The organism is Salinivibrio sp. VYel1, from assembly GCF_009377945.1.
Classification (GTDB): domain Bacteria; phylum Pseudomonadota; class Gammaproteobacteria; order Enterobacterales; family Vibrionaceae; genus Salinivibrio; species Salinivibrio siamensis.
Window position 1 is genome coordinate 25,468 of the sequence record NZ_RSAM01000007.1, and the last position, 18,387, is coordinate 43,854.

Here is an 18,387-nt window from a genome sequence, read left to right on the forward strand (position 1 = left end):
ACACCTTACTCATCTCGATTCCAACTTTGGTGCCGCTCACTATCACCACGCATTTCTCGGTCAAAAATTTCTTCCAACTCTTTGCGTGCTTCTTTCGCTCGGGAGGCCGTCGCCAAGTCTTCGCTGTGTTGCGGCAATAGATCTTGCAATACCCGCATATCCAGCTTACGAAATAAAATTTCGGCTCGCTTGGCTTTATACGGATGCATACCCAGTGACTCTAGCGTCTGCCTCCCGAGTTCAAGGGCCCCCAAAAAGGTTTCACGCGAGAATTGATCCACGCCCTGTGCCATCAATTGATAAGCCTCTACACGGCTCCTTGCCCGCGCCATTACTTTAAGGTTAGGGAAATGGCGCGCACAAAGATCAACAATCTCCATCACTTCATCAGGCGAATCAGTACAAATCACAATCGCTTCAGCGGTATGCGCGCCTGCCGCCCGTAATAAATCGAGCTGAGTTGCATCGCCATAATACACTTCATAGCCAAAACGACGTAGCAGCTTAATTTGCGTCGGATCACGTTCTAATATGGTTACCCCAATTTTATTGGCGAACATCAACCGGCCTACCACCTGACCAAAGCGACCAAAACCGGCAATGATCACGCGCGCATCGGCCTGCTCAAACTGCCCTTGTGGTGGCGCTTCTTCAGGCTCATTAAACGTGCGAGCAAACCAACGTTGTTGAACCGTCAACATTAAAGGCGTGGTCATCATCGACAAGCTCACCACCACCAACAAAAACGCGTTTAACTCTTGGTCAAGCAAACCCTGGTTACGCGCAGCAGTGAAAATGACAAACGCAAATTCTCCCCCTTGGCTGAGTAATACCGCCATTTGACTACGCGCTTTCGGTGCGACCCCGAAGGCACGCGCCAAGCCATAAAGCAGCAAGGTCTTCACCAAGACCAACGCCGCGACCGCTCCCAGTATGGCCAATGGATAGTCGAGCAATAAACCAAGGTCAACGGTCATTCCCACCGCAATAAAGAACAGCCCAAGCAACAAACCTTTAAAAGGCTCAATCGCGGTTTCTAATTCATGACGGTATTCACTTTCCGCAAGCAATACGCCCGCAAGAAAAGCACCTAGCGCCATTGATAATCCTAACGCTTGCATGGCGAGGGCAATCCCTATCACCAAGGCCAGCGAGGTCACTGTAAATAGCTCGGTAACACCGCTCATGGCCACTAAACGAAACAACGGACGCAGCAGGAAATGACCGCCCACCAGCAAAATACCAATGCCGACAAACATCCATAATACGTCGAGCCAACTGCCAGCACTGCCACCGGCAAGCGCGGGGATCATCGCGAGCATCGGGATCACCGCTATATCTTGGAAGAGCAAGACGGCAAATCCCGCTTGCCCGGTTTCGCTGCGCATTAGGCGTTGATCTTCGATAATCTTCATCGCAATCGCGGTTGAAGAAAGCGCCAAGCCAACCCCAATCACCAACGCTTGCGGGAGTGTCAAGCCGACCAATGCGCAAATCACACCGATAAACAACGCTGTGACCACGACCTGACTGCCCCCAAGCCCGATAATCGGCCGTCGCATCTGGAGCAACTTTTTGGGGTTCAACTCCAAGCCAATCAGAAAAAGCAGCAGCACCACGCCGAACTCCGCAAAATGGAGAATCGCATCCACATCACGGACTAGGCCCAGCCCCCAGGGCCCGATCACTATGCCTGCCAGCAAATAGCCAAGGACAGAGCCCATGCCCAAGCGCTGCGCCAACGGAACCGCAATCACCGCCGCCAATAAAAAGACAAAAGCCACCGATAAGAGGTTGTTATCCATCCTCTCCTCCTTGTTGCACCAGCGGATCGGCGAGCCAATCGGCATAAATCTCGGCAAACGCCTCGCGATCGGCATCGCCAACGCGACGCGCCCAGTGCAAGACCAACGGTGGGATCCAATACATCCGACATAATGAGGCAGTCAATTCAAAGGGCTGCAAGAGCTCGGCCATCGAATATTTATTGTAACCTTGTTGGCTAAACGCTTCGGCCGCCCCCCCGGTGGTCACTACAAAGCGACAGGTTTTACCTGCCAACGCATCCCCACCTTGGCCATGTGCAAACCCTTTCCCTAGCACCACATCTATCCACTCTTTTAACAGCGCCGGACAGGAATACATTTGCAGTGGATGCTGAAAGACCAACACATCGGCGTCAGTGACCAACGCGCGCTCATGATGGACGTCCACCACAAAATCAGGGTATGCAGCGTAAATATCGTGCACGGTGACATGGGCCAGCGGGGTAATGGCCTCAATTAAACGACGATTAGCAACGGATTCATCGGGGTCGGGGTGAGCAAAAATCACCAGTACCTTAGGAAGAGAGGGGCTTTCAGCCTTATCTCGGGGCATAGGCTTCCTTGTCTTATGATTATGGTCAGAACGCAATCTGTTCATTTATTCCGTGTTTTTAACTTTAACACACAAATATGCCCCGTCTGTGTCTGACCAGTAGGATGACACGGTAGAATTTGGCAATCCCCGTATCAAGCTGGTATAACGACCGCGCAACAATGCGCATCCATCAACCCGAGACAGACTGAGTAATCATGATTCGCTTCTCCGACATTCAACTGCTTCGTGGTGGTAAGCCCCTGCTTGACCACACTTCAGCCACTATCTCACCAGGCGACAAAGTCGGCTTGGTGGGCAAAAATGGCTGTGGCAAATCTAGCCTGTTTGCCTTACTCCGCCACCAATTATCCCTGGATGCCGGCCGTTGTGATTACCCAAGCCAATGGCAAGTGGCTTGGGTAGCGCAAGAGACCCCCGCACTTGATAAAAGCGCCCTTGAATATGTCATTGATGGCGACAGCGAATACCGCGAGCTCCAACAAGCCCTACGCGACGCCGAAGCCCGTGATGATGGTAACGCGGTGGCGATGTTACACGACAAATTGGATGCCATTGGTGGCTACACCATTGAAGCTCGCGCCGCGAGTCTGCTTGATGGTTTGGGCTTTAGCCAACCCCAAGTCCACTGGTCGCTCACCCAATTCTCAGGGGGCTGGCGAATGCGACTGAACTTAGCACAAGCGCTATTATGCCGCTCTGATCTATTGTTGCTGGATGAGCCGACCAACCACTTGGATCTCGATGCGGTGATGTGGCTGGAAAAATGGTTACAACAATACCCAGGCACCTTGGTGTTGATCTCCCACGACCGGGACTTTTTGGATCCTGTCGTCAACCGGATTATTCATATTGAGCATCAAAAACTTAATGAATATACCGGTAATTATTCTGACTTTGAGCAGATGCGCGCGCAAAAATTGGCCCAACAACAGGCGCAGTACGAGAAGCAACAAAAGCAAATTGCCCACATGCAATCGTACATTGACCGCTTTCGCTACAAAGCGACCAAAGCCCGCCAAGCGCAAAGCCGGATTAAAGCGCTCGAGCGCATGGAGAAAGTATTGCCCGCGCAATACGATAATCCGTTTAGTTTTACCTTCTTCACACCGGATGCCTTACCCACTCCCATTTTAATGATGGACAGGGTGGCGGCCGGTTATGATAAGACCCCCATTATTGAAAACATTCGCCTTAACCTGGTGCCGGGGGCGCGCATTGGCTTACTGGGGCTCAATGGTGCGGGTAAGTCGACCCTGATTAAACTCCTCGCGGGCAGCTTACCCGCCATGGCGGGCGAATTAACCTATTCACAAGGGGTTAAAATTGGCTATTTTGCCCAACACCAACTCGATACGTTACGCATCGACGATACACCACTTCAGCACTTAAACCGGTTGGCCCCCACCACCGCTGAGCAAACCTTGCGTGATTTTCTCGGCCGGTTTGGCTTTCAAGGCGACAAGGCGCTCGAGCCTATTGGCCCCTTCTCTGGCGGAGAAAAAGCCCGCCTTGTGCTCGCCTTACTGGTCTGGCAAAAGCCGAACTTATTGTTACTTGATGAGCCAACCAACCATCTGGACTTGGATATGCGCCAAGCGCTGACACTCGCTTTACAGTCCTACGAGGGCGCGATGGTGATTGTCAGTCACGATCGCTTTTTGCTGCGCGCCACCACCGATGATTTGTACTTGGTCGACAATGGCGCAGTGCTACCCTTTGATGGAGACTTGAGCGATTATCATCGCTGGCTGACCGATCAACAGCGCGCCGATCGCGCCGAGACCAAAAAACAAGCGGCCGCGGAGAAAACAGCGCCGCAACAAACACAGATGGATCGCAAAGCGCAAAAACGCCGCGATGCCGAGTTACGCAAGCAAACCGCGCCTTTGCGGAAAAAAATTGACAATCTCGACACACAGATAGAGCAACTCTCTGCCATTATCACTGACGCAGAAAATCAGTTGGCGGACCCTGACATTTATCACACTGATAATAAGGCGCAACTCACGGCGCAATTGCAACGTCAAGCGGATGCCAAATCGACGCTCGAAGAGGTGGAACAAGAATGGATGGAGCGACAAGAAGAGCTGGAAGCCCTGGAGGCGACATTCAATCAACACTAACCCCTGGGATGGCGAACCCCGCCGACCTATGGCAGTTTTGTTTACATCATTATGGCAAGCCAGAGGTGAAGCAAGCTTGCCTCAGGCTCCAAGACGAGCATCAAGGCAACGTCAACCTTGCCTTATTACTCGCCTGGATTGAACAACACGGCTATGGTCTTGCGCCCGAGAGCCTCACACAACTGAAGCACGCATTGAGCCGCTCTGAGCACTTACTGATTGCTTACCGTCATTTACGGCGTGACATCAAGCCGCGTGTCGGGAGTGGGCAATATAAAAAAATGCTTAACTTCGAGCTCAGCTTAGAAAAATTCCAACAGCAAGATTTAGTCGATGCCCTGAATCGTCAAACCTGGCTCACGGACACCGCCTCTCCTCTCGCCTACTATTGCCGTCAGTTGTCACCATCAGCACGCAACCTATACACATCACTGAAGGTGACACCCGCCGAGGAACAGGGAAGCAACCATGATGACACCGTTTAAACCCATTCCCAGCGCGCGGAATGCGCACCTGCAAACCTTGTTGCCTCGCTTTCTGCGTCGTGCCCCGCTTTTCACCCCTCGCTGGCAGCAATTTGACCTGCCCGATGGCGATTTTGTTGATCTGGCGTGGACGCATCAGCCGCAACATGGACAGCCGATTGTTGTTTTATTCCATGGCTTAGCAGGCAGTTTTGACAGCCCGTATGCCAACGGCTTGCTCGCGGCCTTCCAACGCCAAGGTTGGTGCGGCGTGGTGATGCACTTTCGCAGCTGCAGTGGCCGCCTCAATCGTGCCGCGCGGACCTATCACTCGGGAGAAACCCAGGACGCACGCGCCTTCTTAACCCATTTGCGTCAAACCTATCCAGAGAGTCAAATTGGCGCAGTCGGGGTCTCTTTGGGGGGAAACATGCTGGTGCGTTACCTGGCGGACTATCACGATGATCCCATCGTGGCCTGTGGCTGCGCCGTGTCGCCGCCACTTGACCTTGCCGCCTGCTCGATGCGTATCCAGCAAGGCTTTTCCCGTATTTATCAAGCCTATTTATTGCGCTCGATGCGACAAACCCTAGCGGAAAAGCTCACACGGCATCAGCAAGTAGGCCGATGGCACGCGGGGGAGCGCCCGGCGATAAACACTCTGTTCGAGTTCGACCAAACCGTCACCGCTCCGCTTCATGGCTTTGACGATGCCCTCCACTATTATCGCGCCTGCAGTGGTTTATCGGTGCTCGACACCATCAAGGCCCCACTGGCGATTATTCATGCCAAAGACGATCCTTTTATGACCGACGCGGTGATCCCTACGTCCCCGTTACCCGCAAACATTGATTACCAACTCACTGAACATGGCGGCCATGTTGGCTTTGTCGCCGGTAGTTGGCGACAGCCACAGTTTTGGCTTGAGCACGCCGTCCCCCACTGGCTTGCCACTTATCTACCCGTACCATCACCTCATTCGGATCGTGTGAGTGACACGCGCACGATCAAGAAAGCGTAGAGAACCACTGCATTACGCGGAATGATCGGGTAAAATGCGAGCCAATTCACAACATTCACATCAGGCACCCTAGCATGCCATCCTGAGATCGATAAAAGGTGATGTAGTATGATGGTTCCATGGCAATCGATTCCCGACGAGACACTCACAGGTTTAATTGAGCATTTTGTGTTACGGGAAGGAACCGATTATGGTGAGCAAGAAGTCAGCTTTGCACAAAAAGTGGAGGACGTTCGCCAACAACTGCAATCCGGAGAAGCCGTGATTGTGTATTCTGAGTTGCACGAGACAGTGGATATTCGTCGTAAAGCAGCACTCGGATCCTAGCATCGCAGTACTCGCCGTATCGCGATACAAATTCAGACTGAATGACAGGGCGCGTCATGTCGGCTAAACATCCAATTATTGCGGTCACCGGCTCGTCAGGAGCCGGCACCACCACCACCTCGGAAGCCTTCCGAAAGATGTTCCAAATGATGAACATCAAAGCGGCTTGGCTAGAAGGGGACAGCTTTCATCGCTTTACCCGTCCCGAAATGGACGTCGAGATCCGTAAAGCGCGTGAGCAGGGTAAACATATCAGCTATTTTGGCCCCACCGCCAACGACTTCCCGCGGCTAGAGCAGTTTTTCCGTGAGTATGGTGACCAAGGCACCGGGAAGTACCGCCGCTACTTACATACCTTTGATGAAGCGGTGCCCTATAACCAAATGCCTGGTACCTTCACGCCATGGCAAGACTTGGCCGACAATACCAATGTATTGTTTTACGAAGGATTGCACGGCGGCGTGGTCGACGGTGACGTCAACGTTGCGCAGCACGTCGATCTCTTGATTGGTATGGTCCCCATCGTCAACTTAGAGTGGATTCAAAAATTTGTCCGCGATACGCGCGATAGAGGCCATTCTCGTGAAGCGGTGACCGACTCGATTGTGCGCTCAATGGATGATTACCTGCACTATATCACCCCGCAGTTTTCTCGCACCCATATCAACTTTCAGCGCGTTCCCACGGTAGATACCTCAAACCCATTAAATGCCAAAGGGATTCCGTCTTTGGATGAAAGCTTTGTGGTGATCCGCTTTCGTGGCATGAAAAACGTCGACTTCCCTTATCTGTTGCAAATGATCACTGGGTCGTTTATGTCGCGCCATAACACCTTAGTGGTGCCGGGAGGAAAAATGGGCTTTGCAATGGAATTGATCATCCGTCCATTGATTCAGCAATTGATAGAAAAAGGCAAGATTGGCTGAGGCGTAGCGCATTCATGATGTATTACTTCTCAAGCCGTGATCTTAGCCACGTTTTTGCCAGTTTTTTAGGCGGTTGGCCTAGATCAAAATCAAGAAATCACCAACAAAAAAAGATACACTCTTGTTAACATACAGTGAGCTTGTAGCCCGCGTTCAGACTTCGTATTCTGTGCAATGATCTGATGGGTTACCCCTCAGACAAAGATAGGACGTTGTTGCCGGGCAACACATGCAGAGGAAATAAGTTATATGGTTCCAGGAAAACCTCAAACAGACCCTACACTCGAGTGGTTCCTTTCACATTGTCATATTCATAAGTATCCGTCGAAAAGCACGCTTATCCATGCTGGTGAAAAGGCGGAGACCTTGTATTACATCGTGAAAGGGTCTGTGGCCGTACTGATCAAAGATGAAGAAGGCAAGGAAATGATCCTGTCTTACCTTAACCAAGGTGACTTCATCGGTGAGCTCGGGCTTTTCGAAGAAGACCAAGAGCGCACTGCTTGGGTACGCGCCAAATCACCGTGTGAAGTGGCAGAAATTTCATTCAAAAAGTTCCGCCAGCTTATCCAAGTGAATCCTGATATCTTGATGCGCTTGTCCTCACAAATGGCGCGCCGCTTGCAGGTAACGAGCCAAAAGGTGGGGGATCTTGCCTTCCTGGACGTCACAGGGCGCATTGCACAAACCCTATTGAACTTGGCGAAGCAGCCTGATGCCATGACGCATCCTGATGGTATGCAGATTAAGATCACCCGTCAGGAAATTGGCCAAATCGTTGGCTGCTCACGCGAAACAGTGGGACGTATCCTTAAAATGCTGGAAGAGCAAAACCTCATTTCCGCACACGGTAAAACCATCGTGGTATACGGCACACGCTAATCGCGCCGCTCTCTGTATCACCAACCGACGCCCTGGCGTCGGTTTTTTATCTCCATTATCTGGCAAGCACGCGGATTGCTTCTACACTCAAAACGACATGGTTAACATAAAATTAACAAGGTGTCGTTTATGAAAAAACTCATGGTTACCCTCACCGCCTTCGCGCTCTCTGTGTTTTCAGTCCATGCTGCGTCCAATACGACGATTGTCCACCCCGAGCCACGCGCCGGCTCGGCGCTTGATCTCTATGCCATTGAGCTCATCGAGTTTCTTGCCGAAAAGTCGGGAGGATCTGTTACCTTACAAGCCTTTGACGGCCAAATTGGCTCTCAATCTCGTAAGGTGGAAATGCTCAAGCAAGGCAAGCTCACCGTCGACTGGCTTGGTGCCGACCGTACACTGGAAGCTGAATTGATCCCCGTTCGCTATCCCGTGTTTCGTGGCTTACTCGGCCACCGCCTGTTTATTACCAACCAAGCCACCGAGCCCCAACTTGCTCAGATAAGTAGCGCGAGTGACTTGCAGTCTCTGACTATGATTCAGGGACAAGGTTGGGCCGACGTCAAGGTGCTTAACTCAGCGGGATTTCGCGTACGTGAAATATCGAGCTTTGAAAACATTTTCAAAGTGGTTGATACGGGCCGGGCCGATCTCTTCCCTCGTGCCTTGATTGAGCCTTTTAGTGAATTAGCCGAGCGGCCGCAATACGGTAATCTGTTAGTTGACCCACACCTGATGCTGATCTATCGCTTTCCGATGTTCCTGTTTGTGTCTCCGCAACATGCTGACGTCGCCGAGATGTTAAATAGCGCTTTTGAAGCGGCGTATCAAGACGGATCATTTATCGAGTTTTTCAATAATGCGCCTTTAGTTAAGGAAACCTTTGAAAAGGCGAACATTGGTGAGCGTACTGTCATCCGAGTCGATAACCCGCATTTAAGCAACGAAACACAAGCGATTCCAGACACGTTTTGGCTCGACATCGAGGCCCAATAGACGATAAAAAAGGGAGCGTATCACACGCTCCCTTTTCCCATGATGTCGATAAGCAATGCGTGACGCACTAATGGGTGCTTTCAAAGATTTTGTCTGCCGAAGCAGCCACAAAACCTTGGTAAAGTTCACCATTGGGCAACACATACCGCTTGGCAAACTCGTAAAAGCCACCCGGGATGGTTTGCGTGCAATCGGAGAAAGTAACGGGCACGCGGTCCGCCATGGTAGAGGATTGCTCCAGATACACAGATGCATCCCCTTTGACTTCCCCGCCTGACTCGTTAATCGCAAAGCCATTATCGCGCAATCGGTTGTTCACCGAGAGGCAATCATCATGCGCATTCAGCTGATTCACACTCACGGTAAAATGGTTCGCACCATAACCGTGTGCCGCCACCCAAGACGCATATTCACTCTCTTCGGCAAGCGTTTGATAGGTTGCCCAATCAATATCCCATAGGCGGCCCTGATGGAGAAAATCGCTGCCTGTAAGTGACGACGCATCAACTTGTGCCACCAGCTTCTCAACAATCGCTTGAAGCGCGGGCGAGCATTGCTCGACCATCAACTCACTGATAAAGACTTTCGGCATCAAGGGATCGGGGTGCTCAAAATGGCAAGCATTGAGCTTTTTCGCTTCAAAGGTATAGTCACCTTTTTGCTGATACCCCAAGGCGAGAAATGGACGCGCGAGTACCTTTAGCCCAACCTTAGGCAAACCAAATGTACGTAAGGCAATATGATCATTGATCAAAGGTTGCCCTTCCTCTAATAAGGCATGCACCTTATGTGCCGAAGGGCACAGGCGGTTGATGTAGTCCTGCCACAGTTTGTCGAATAACGCTTGGCCACTGTCCATGTTGCTCTCCTTAGTCCTGTTGAGTCGGTATACCGGGGGCGAATGTCTCGGGAAGCATCACCTGCTCGCCCTCCATGGATGCCATCGGATAAGCACAATAATCTGCCGCGTAATACGCGCTAGGGCGTAAGTTCCCCGAAGCACCTGGCCCACCAAATGGCGCATCGCCACTGGCTCCGGTCAATTGACGGTTGCGGTTAACAATCCCTGCACGAATATGGTCAAGGAAATACTGCCATTCACCATCGTCTTCACTGATAAGTCCGGCAGACAATCCATAACGGGTGTCATTGGCTTTGGTGACCGCATCGGCCATATCCTGGTAACGCTGCACTTGCAACAACGGGCCAAAATACTCTTCATCCGGTAAGTCTTGGATACCACTGACATCCAAGATCCCTGGCGAGATCACCGCATCATGCTGATGTTCACACTCAATCACTGGCTTCGCGCCCAGATCAACAAGCTTTTGTTGTGTCGCCAGGATGCCTTCCGCTGCCGCCACTGAGATCTGTGCGCCCATAAACGGAGCCGGATCATCAAACTGACCGCCTACACGCACGGTTTTTGTCCATTGAGCTAGGCGCGTCAAGATCTTGTCACCCACTTCACCCTCAGGCAACAGCAAGCGGCGCGCACAGGTACAGCGTTGGCCGGCGCTAAGATACGCTGACTGAATGATGGTATACACGGTGGCCTCTAAATCACCAAACTGATCACTGACCACCAAGGGGTTATTTCCCCCCATTTCAAGTGCGAGCATCTTATCAGGCTGACCGGCAAACTGGCGGTGGAGAATATGGCCAGTATTGGCGCTACCGGTAAATAGCAGTCCGTCGATGCCGCGCGCTTGCGCGAGTGCCTCACCGGTATTACGGCCACCTTGCACCAAGTTGATAAGGCCATGTGGCAGCCCCGCCTCTAGCCAATACGCCAGTGTTTTCTCCGCCACTTTCGGCGTCAACTCTGACGGCTTGAATACCACACTGTTACCGGCTAAAAGCGCAGGCACAATGTGACCATTGGGCAGGTGACCCGGGAAGTTGTAGGGACCAAAGACTGCCATCACACCTAACGGGCGGTGGCGCAACACGGCTTGCGTGCCATTGACGTCCTTCTCGCGTGAGCCCGTTCTCTCGTGGTAGGCACGCACCGAGATCGCCACTTTTCCCACCATGGCACCGACTTCGGTTTTGGTTTCCCAGAATGGTTTGCCCGTCTCTTCCGCAATGGTGCGCGCTAAATCATCCGTATTCGCTTTCACTATCTCGGCAAAGCGCTCAACCAGCGCTTGGCGCTCGGCAAATTCAGTATTACGCCAACGAAGAAAGGCTTCACGTGCGGCGCTAACCGCTTGTTCAACCTGGGGGCGCGTCGCTTCTTCACCTTGCCAAATACACTGACTATCAAAGGGATTTTGCGAGGTCATCACCTCGCCCTCGCCTTTCACCCATTCACCGTTAATCAGATGGCCTGCTGATTGCTTTGTCATCTTATCCCTCCATGGCAATCAAACGCAGCTGATCGCCTTCTTTTACATTCAATGCGTCTGCTACCGCGGGGCTGATCACCACCTGATTGGTTTCATGATCCACCGCCGCTTTCGCCGCCGTGGCGCGGAAACCGGCAAAGTCCGTGTTCGATATCAAATAGTCCTGCGCGCTGCTGTGCTCTCTTACGCTTGCCGAGGCGTTAAAAGAATGACGCACGGATTCGATATTGTGACGTAAGCATTCCACCGTGGGGCCGGCATCAAAGATGTCGACATAACCACGGCACGAAAAGCCTTCTTTTTCCAACAAGCGCAACGCTGGGCGGGTATTTGGGTGCACTTGCCCGATCACCGCTCGCGCCTCCTCACTAAGCAGGCTCACGTAAATCGGCAATTTTGGCATCAGGTCAGCAATGAAGCCTTTCGCCCCAATCCCGGTGAGATAGTCAGCCAACGTGAAGTCAATGTTAAAGAAGTTATCCTTCAACCATTGCCAAAACGGCGAGTTCCCCTCGTCGTCAGACACACCACGCATTTCAGCAAAGACCACGTCTGCGAAACGCTCTGGAAATTGTGCCAACATCAAAAATCGACACTTGGACAAGAGCTTGCCGTTTAGGCCGCCACGAAACTCAGGGCGCATAAACAAGGTGCAGATCTCTGTCGTGCCGGTGTAGTTGTTGCCAAACGTCAGCACTTCCACGATGTTATGCACATTCAGTTTGCGCGACGAGTGCACCACCTTCGTCAGGTGGTAACTGTAAAATGGGTTGTCGAGGCCAATCGCGGCCTCGATGCCTGTTGTCCCAGCAATCTCACCCGTTTCTACATCTTCAGCGACCATCAAGTAGCCTTCCGGGCCAGGCTCTGTCACCTTTTTGGCAAAACTTTCTAGCGAATTATCAATTCGCCCTTGTAGCAAATCGGCATCCACCGGCAACGAGGTAAACCCATGGCCGGACGCTTCCGCACACAACATCAGTGCATCAAAATCTGATGCACGGATAGGCCGAATAACTAACATCTCAAATCCCTCCGAGTGTATGAGGTCGCTTATCCTGCAACGACCTTCGCAATCGCGCGCTCTAGGCGTGCCATCCCTTCTTCAATATCAGCTTTGGTAATCACCAATGAGGGGGTAAAACGCACCACATTTGGGCCGGCGACTAATACCAACAGGCCTTCTTCACCCGCGGCAACCAAAATATCGCGGGCACGGCCTTCCCAGTCTTGATTCAGTGCCGCACCGAGTAGCAAGCCTTTGCCACGGACTTCACTGAAGATACCGTACTTATCGTTAATCGCTTCTAAACCGTCACGGAACCATTGCTCTCGCTCAATCACACCGTCTAAAACTTCAGGCTTGGTCACTTCATTGACCACCGCTTCTGCCACGGCACACGCCAGTGGGTTGCCGCCATAGGTGGAGCCGTGAACGCCAGGTTTCATATGTGCCGCGAGACGTTCGGTGGTAAGCATGGCACCAATGGGGATCCCGCCACCTAATGATTTAGCGGTCGCCAGAATGTCCGGCTCGACCCCTGATTCTTGATAGGCATAGAAGGTGCCAGTACGGCCATTACCGGTTTGGACTTCGTCAAAAATCAACAACGCATTGTGCTTATCACACAGCTCGCGCACGGCCTGCAAAAAGCCTGCCTCCGGTGGCACGATGCCGCCCTCACCTTGCAATGGCTCCATCATCACCGCACAGGTGCGATCGGAGATATGGTCAGCCAATGCGGCGATGTCGTTGTAGGGAAGGTGGGTCACATCGCCAGGCTTAGGGCCAAAGCCGTCGGAATAAGCGGGCTGTCCCCCTACCGTAACGGTAAAGAAGGTACGACCGTGGAAACCTTTGGTGAACGCGATGATTTCACTTTTGTGCTCGCCGTGCTCTTCTTTTGCCCAGCGACGCGCCAGTTTCAGTGCGGCTTCGTTCGCCTCGGCGCCTGAGTTTGCGTAAAAAACACGATCGGCAAAAGACAGCTCTGTGAGGCGTTTTGCCAAGCGTAATGCCGGGGCATTGGTCATCACATTACTCAGGTGCCACAGCTTCTGTGCTTGTTCGGTCAGTGCGTCCACCATTACCGGATGACAATGGCCTAAACAGCTCACCGCGATACCACCGGCAAAATCGATATACTCTCGACCTTCCTGATCCCAGATGCGCGACCCTTTACCATGATCTGGGATCATCGGCATTGGGTTGTAACATGGCACCATGACTTCATCGAAGAGTTTACGTTCTACTTTGTGCTCCATTGTCATCACTCAATCCTTCTGTGTTTTATCTATGACGCATAGTATTTACATTATTTTAACCGCGGCAATAGCAGATTATGTTTTGTTTTCAGCAGGGTAACCGATCTCATGCAGTTTACAGAGATAGTTATGCATAAACTGTGAACAGGGAGAAGCGCAGAGCGAGCAAGGCTATGATGCCAAATAGGCAAGACTGAAGGGAGACAACACCCAGGTTGCATAAGGTTGCAGCCATTGATAAGGCAGTCAAAAATCGCGAAATGTAAAATTAGTGATAAAGATCGCTATTTTGTGCAAGAGGGTGTAATAGTGGGCACGACTGGGATGCCCCGAGGTAATGGCGCTTAAAACTGTCGCGCCTTGATCCTGTCGGCTTTATTGCTGGAGAAAGTTAGCCAGTAACGCATGTCCCTCTTGGGTGAGGATGCTTTCTGGATGAAATTGGACCCCTTCCACCGCGAGCTCTCGGTGTTTTAACCCCATGATGATCTCACGTCCATCCGCCTCCGTGGTGGTCGCTGTTACCATCAAACAAGCAGGTAAGCTGTGTGGATCTACCACTAAGGAGTGATATCGCGTGACGGTAAGCGGGCTTGGCAAATGCGCAAAGACACCTTGTCCTTCGTGATCAACGGGCGAGGTTTTACCATGCATCACTGCCCTCGCGCGTATCACCTTAGCACCAAATACTTGCGCTAGGGCTTGGTAGCCCAGACAGACACCTAACAAGGGGATCTTTCCCGCAAAGTGCTCAATCACCGCCAGCGAGATCCCAGCCTCATCTGGGGTACACGGGCCTGGCGAGACCACGATATGCGTGGGTGCCATCGCCTCTATCTCCGCCAAGCTAATCGCATCATTGCGTTTGACGCAAACAGATACGCCCAATTCACAAAAGTATTGATACAGGTTGTAGGTAAACGAGTCGTAGTTATCGATGATAAGAAGCACTGTGCGCGGCCATGCGATTGAAAACCGGCATGATGCTAACACAGTGCTTATAGGGCGTCATCCTAGCGTGAGCTAGGGACGACGCTTATTGGTTAACGATTTAACTGACAGCGAAAGCCAGTGTATGTCACTGTCATCGGTGTATCAGCGGGGGCGCTGCCACAGTATACAGGGAACAACCCCAAGGCTTTCACCGCAACCGCAATACGATCATCTGCGCTTAACGCCAAGGATTGAACCAAAGGGCTGGCTTGGTTGAACGTGCGCGTCGCGCGCCATTTCATCCACGCATGAACCGGGCTTTTCTGTCCGTTAAGCAGCGGCACAATCGGTAAAATGCTGCGATTGTTCACGGTCACAGAAACAGGCACCACAGGCTCTGGGTAGTCAAGCGAGATCAAGACAGGATCGTGATCGGAGGATGAGAACGCATTGTCCGATTTCACCAAATCACCCGTATACTGGCGGCTATATTCAAACAGCGTGCTTTCTACCGAGTTAATGTGCCACTCTTCTACGCCAACCACTTTGCTTGCCAAGCTGGCATTGGCCAAAGCATGATCGAGCGCACCCAGCTCTCCAGAGAACGAATACGAATAGGCTTTGTCCCCTAACCAGTCGGTGGCCAAATTGGTATACCCCAATCCCTCTTCCACCGGTTGGCCGGTTGCATGCATAGGCACACCACGAATTTCCGTGCCCGCAGCGGTGAGAATATCGCGCTGACCCTCGCGACGCTGATAGTCCGTCAGCACACGAACAGGATCTTCTTGCGCGTACGCATTCAAGTCACCTAAGATCAGGACATCACCCTCTACGGTGTTTAACCGGTCACGTAATGCCACCGCCGCAGAGACACGGAACTCATTACAACGGCCCTGCAGATCAGCCGTTTCACTATCAAACTCGCCGGCAACCCAATCTTCATAACAGCCCGAGCCTTTTGATTTGAAGTGATTCACCACCACACTAAGAGGCTGATCATTAATCATAAAGCGTTGGATCAAGCTATCACGCTGGTATTTGTCAAGTGCCTTGGTTTCTCCGTCTGGGCTTTCGCCACTGATATGCTGCTCGGGCATTGGGATAGCCTGGGCATTGCCTGCTAATGCCACTGTCGCAGGACGATAAATCATGCCTACCATGATGGCATCAGAGCCAAAGTAAGCGCCTTGATTTTTCTCCGCCTCACTCGGTTCAACAAATTGGTAGTGATCACGGGGGTCAGCAAACTGGGCGTTGAGTTGAGTCACCAGATCATCAATGGCACTACCCGCTGCAAAGCCGTTGTTCTCAATCTCCATCAACCCAACGATATCAGCATCCATTGCCGTCAATGCGTTAACGATTTTCGAGCGTTGCAGTTCAAACTCAGCCGCGGTTTTTGCGCCACGGTTACAGCCACGGCTCGCATCCGCGTCGGCTTGATCTTCACAGGTCACATTGAGTGGGCCACCGACCGCACTGGCGCTAGTAAAGTAGTTAAGCACATTAAAGCTCGCGACCTTAATATCTGTGCCTGGTACCGTCTTAGGCGCCGGTTGACGGTCATTGCGATGCACAATATCCCCAGCGGTGATCGTGTTAGTCGCCACCAGACGATACTGGCTGTAGCTATAGCCCAGCACACCACTCAACCGTTCGATGCGATCGCCAATCCGCAAATAGCCTTGCTCAGCATCAAGGCCAGGGAAGTACGGGATCTCGCCATCTTTCGCTTTCTGGTCGGTTTCAATATAAAGCTGGTTTTGGGCATTTTTCTCTGCCAACGCCTCAGCGCCTGGTGTTAATGCTGGATACAATTGTGTCGGTTTATACAAAGGTGCCTGATGCGATAACACCATGTTGTTACGGAACGCATCGTAGTCAAAACCAAAGTTACGGGTGATCACTAATTCACTGTCAGCGTCCATGGTCACCTTCATGCCTTCATAGCGCTCCAGTGCCTGATCAAGGGTTTCCTCTGCCCCCACACGGATGGCAGTGGGTAGCACATCACCTTGGTAAGGCCCTTTTGCCACCTGTCCATCCGTGACGCCTAGCTGGGTATGCCCGTAGTACTCTTTAATTTTACCGCTGGCACAAAGGGTATCGCCGGGCGCCAACGCTAAGTGTTGCGCGTCACGCAAATAGACAAACAACCCGTCAGACGTGGCAGGGTTGCCATCACCTTGCGGATCTTGAATCCAGACCCCTTTATACAAACCCTGAGTGACCGCCGTCACCACCCCTTGCACGGCATAAGTTTTGTCTGAGCTATATTTGCCATCCGGGACAAGCGGGCTCCGCGCCCCGTCGCCTTGAATGGCATAAATGGGGGTCGGGGTGGTCACCCCACATTGGTAGCTCTCGGTAAGTGGCGCTTTTGCCGCCGCGGGCAGTGCAATCCCCGCCATTACCAGCGCAAGCGGTGACCACATCATTGGCTTTTTCATACCTGTTCCTTCACGTAATTGAGTGTTTACTCGAAAATCGAGTGTATTATTCATGATAGATACAGGATATGACGTGATATGAATCGCACCGGAATCAGCGATTATTGATGAAGTAATTAGAAGTGAGAAGCTGGTTCAGTTATGTTAAAAAAAAGCAGCGAGCTTTCACCCGCTGCTTTTGTCATCTTTTAGTGACCCGTTATACGCGTGGAACAAAGCCAACCGCGTCATAGACTTTGCGCAGTGTCTCTTGCGCGCGCGCCGAAGCATGGGCTGCCCCTTTTTGCATCACGCTATCAAGCAGTGCGCGATCGGCACGGTACTCGTGATAACGCGCTTGCAACGGCTCAAGCATAGCGACCACCGCATCGGCCGTATCCTTTTTCAAATGCCCGTACATCTTGCCCTCGTAGGCTTGCTCGAGCGCGTCAATCGACTCACCCGTGGCGCCCGACAATAGTCCAAGCAGATTAGACACCCCTGGCTTTTGCGCAATATCGAAACGCACCCGTGGTGGCTCTTCGGAGTCAGTCACCGCACGTTTAATCTTTTTCGCGATCACTTTAGGGTCTTCCAGCAAACCAATCACATTGTTGCGATTATCGTCCGATTTAGACATTTTTTTGGTCGGATCTTGTAGGCTCATGACCCGCGCATTGACATCAGGCGTGTAGGGCTCTGGAAGCACAAACACATCGCCATAACGGTTGTTAAAGCGGGTCGCCACATCACGCGCCAACTCCAGGTGTTGCTTTTGGTCATGACCAACGGGCACCTGGTTAGTTTGATACAACAAGATATCTGCTGCCATTAACACCGGATAGCCAAACAGCCCCGCATTAATGTTCTCAGCATGACGCTGCGACTTGTCTTTGAACTGGGTCATCCGGTTTAACTCACCCATTTGGGTGTAGCAGTTAAGTACCCAACTCAGTTGCGCGTGTTCAGGCACGTGTGACTGCACAAACAGGTTACTTTTTTCTGGGCTCACCCCCACCGCCAAGCAAAGCGCTAAGGCATCAAGCGTGGCTTCGCGTAACGCGTCAGCATCCTGGTGGACGGTGATCGCATGTAAATCCACCACGCAATATTGGCAGTCATAATCATCTTGCATCTGTTCCCACTGACGCAACGCGCCCAGATAGTTACCAATACTCAGCTCGCCAGAGGGTTGCACACCACTCAATACAATGGGTTTTGAAGGTTGACTCATGATGATTTGATTCCTTTACATATTGCCCGTGGGGGCGGTCTTATTGACTTA

16 protein-coding genes are annotated in these 18,387 nt (G+C 52.0%); 7 read left to right on the top strand and 9 right to left on the bottom strand.

What is annotated here, in order from left to right:
- Positions 1-5: 5 nt before the first annotated feature.
- Together kefB and kefG are read right to left on the bottom strand one after the other, a co-directional pair.
- Entirely contained in the window at positions 6-1,805 is a 1,800-nt protein-coding gene (gene kefB / locus EHW58_RS08110) for a glutathione-regulated potassium-efflux system protein KefB (RefSeq protein WP_152795845.1), read from the bottom strand.
- Complete coding sequence (kefG, locus tag EHW58_RS08115; protein ID WP_046074778.1) at positions 1,798-2,379, bottom strand: glutathione-regulated potassium-efflux system ancillary protein KefG; 582 nt, start codon at positions 2,377-2,379, stop codon at positions 1,798-1,800. Before kefG ends, kefB begins: the two co-directional genes overlap by 8 nt.
- A 197-nt stretch (positions 2,380-2,576) precedes the next feature.
- On the opposite strand from kefG, the gene EHW58_RS08120 reads away from it, so the two are divergent.
- The 7 genes from EHW58_RS08120 (at position 2,577) to EHW58_RS08150 (ending at position 9,121) form a co-directional block, all read left to right on the top strand.
- Positions 2,577-4,505: an ABC transporter ATP-binding protein gene (locus tag EHW58_RS08120; RefSeq protein WP_152795847.1), complete on the top strand. Its 1,929-nt coding sequence runs from the start codon at positions 2,577-2,579 to the stop codon at positions 4,503-4,505.
- A gap of 8 nt (positions 4,506-4,513) precedes the next feature.
- The gene (locus EHW58_RS08125) at positions 4,514-4,990 is read left to right on the top strand and encodes a TIGR02444 family protein (RefSeq protein WP_046074776.1); all 477 of its coding nucleotides are present in this window, start codon (positions 4,514-4,516) and stop codon (positions 4,988-4,990) included.
- Positions 4,977-5,990, top strand: a complete 1,014-nt coding sequence (locus EHW58_RS08130) for a hydrolase (RefSeq protein WP_370517845.1) — start codon at positions 4,977-4,979, stop codon at positions 5,988-5,990. Before EHW58_RS08125 ends, EHW58_RS08130 begins: the two co-directional genes overlap by 14 nt.
- 108 nt (positions 5,991-6,098) lie before the next feature.
- Positions 6,099-6,317, top strand: coding sequence for a YheU family protein (locus tag EHW58_RS08135; RefSeq protein WP_046074774.1), 219 nt, complete (start codon positions 6,099-6,101; stop codon positions 6,315-6,317).
- Positions 6,318-6,373: 56 nt separating this feature from the next.
- Positions 6,374-7,243, top strand: a complete 870-nt coding sequence (locus tag EHW58_RS08140) for a phosphoribulokinase (protein ID WP_046074773.1) — start codon at positions 6,374-6,376, stop codon at positions 7,241-7,243.
- Positions 7,244-7,492: 249 nt separating this feature from the next.
- On the top strand, positions 7,493-8,125 hold the full coding sequence (crp, locus tag EHW58_RS08145) for a cAMP-activated global transcriptional regulator CRP (RefSeq protein WP_002535199.1): 633 nt from the start codon (positions 7,493-7,495) through the stop codon (positions 8,123-8,125).
- 129 nt (positions 8,126-8,254) lie between these two features.
- Complete coding sequence (locus EHW58_RS08150; RefSeq protein WP_152795851.1) at positions 8,255-9,121, top strand: ABC transporter substrate-binding protein; 867 nt, start codon at positions 8,255-8,257, stop codon at positions 9,119-9,121.
- Positions 9,122-9,188: 67 nt separating this feature from the next.
- Here the strand turns inward: EHW58_RS08150 and EHW58_RS08155 are convergent, their stop codons facing one another.
- The 7 genes from EHW58_RS08155 to trpS form a co-directional block, all read right to left on the bottom strand.
- On the bottom strand, positions 9,189-9,980 hold the full coding sequence (locus EHW58_RS08155) for a DUF1338 domain-containing protein (RefSeq protein WP_046074772.1): 792 nt from the start codon (positions 9,978-9,980) through the stop codon (positions 9,189-9,191).
- A 10-nt stretch (positions 9,981-9,990) separates the two neighbouring features.
- Positions 9,991-11,472 carry a succinylglutamate-semialdehyde dehydrogenase gene (astD, locus tag EHW58_RS08160; RefSeq protein WP_152795853.1) on the bottom strand — a complete coding sequence of 494 codons (1,482 nt, stop codon included), beginning with the start codon at positions 11,470-11,472 and terminating at the stop codon, positions 9,991-9,993.
- Position 11,473: 1 nt separating this feature from the next.
- Complete coding sequence (gene astA, locus EHW58_RS08165) at positions 11,474-12,496, bottom strand: arginine N-succinyltransferase (protein WP_046074770.1); 1,023 nt, start codon at positions 12,494-12,496, stop codon at positions 11,474-11,476.
- A 29-nt stretch (positions 12,497-12,525) separates the two neighbouring features.
- The gene (locus EHW58_RS08170; RefSeq protein ID WP_046074769.1) at positions 12,526-13,743 is read right to left on the bottom strand and encodes an aspartate aminotransferase family protein; all 1,218 of its coding nucleotides are present in this window, start codon (positions 13,741-13,743) and stop codon (positions 12,526-12,528) included.
- A gap of 369 nt (positions 13,744-14,112) precedes the next feature.
- The gene (locus tag EHW58_RS08175) at positions 14,113-14,688 is read right to left on the bottom strand and encodes an aminodeoxychorismate/anthranilate synthase component II (protein ID WP_077578260.1); all 576 of its coding nucleotides are present in this window, start codon (positions 14,686-14,688) and stop codon (positions 14,113-14,115) included.
- A gap of 92 nt (positions 14,689-14,780) precedes the next feature.
- The gene (locus EHW58_RS08180) at positions 14,781-17,123 is read right to left on the bottom strand and encodes an ExeM/NucH family extracellular endonuclease (protein WP_152795855.1); all 2,343 of its coding nucleotides are present in this window, start codon (positions 17,121-17,123) and stop codon (positions 14,781-14,783) included.
- A 199-nt stretch (positions 17,124-17,322) separates the two neighbouring features.
- Positions 17,323-18,336: a tryptophan--tRNA ligase gene (gene trpS, locus EHW58_RS08185; RefSeq protein ID WP_077578258.1), complete on the bottom strand. Its 1,014-nt coding sequence runs from the start codon at positions 18,334-18,336 to the stop codon at positions 17,323-17,325.
- Positions 18,337-18,387: the final 51 nt, after the last annotated feature.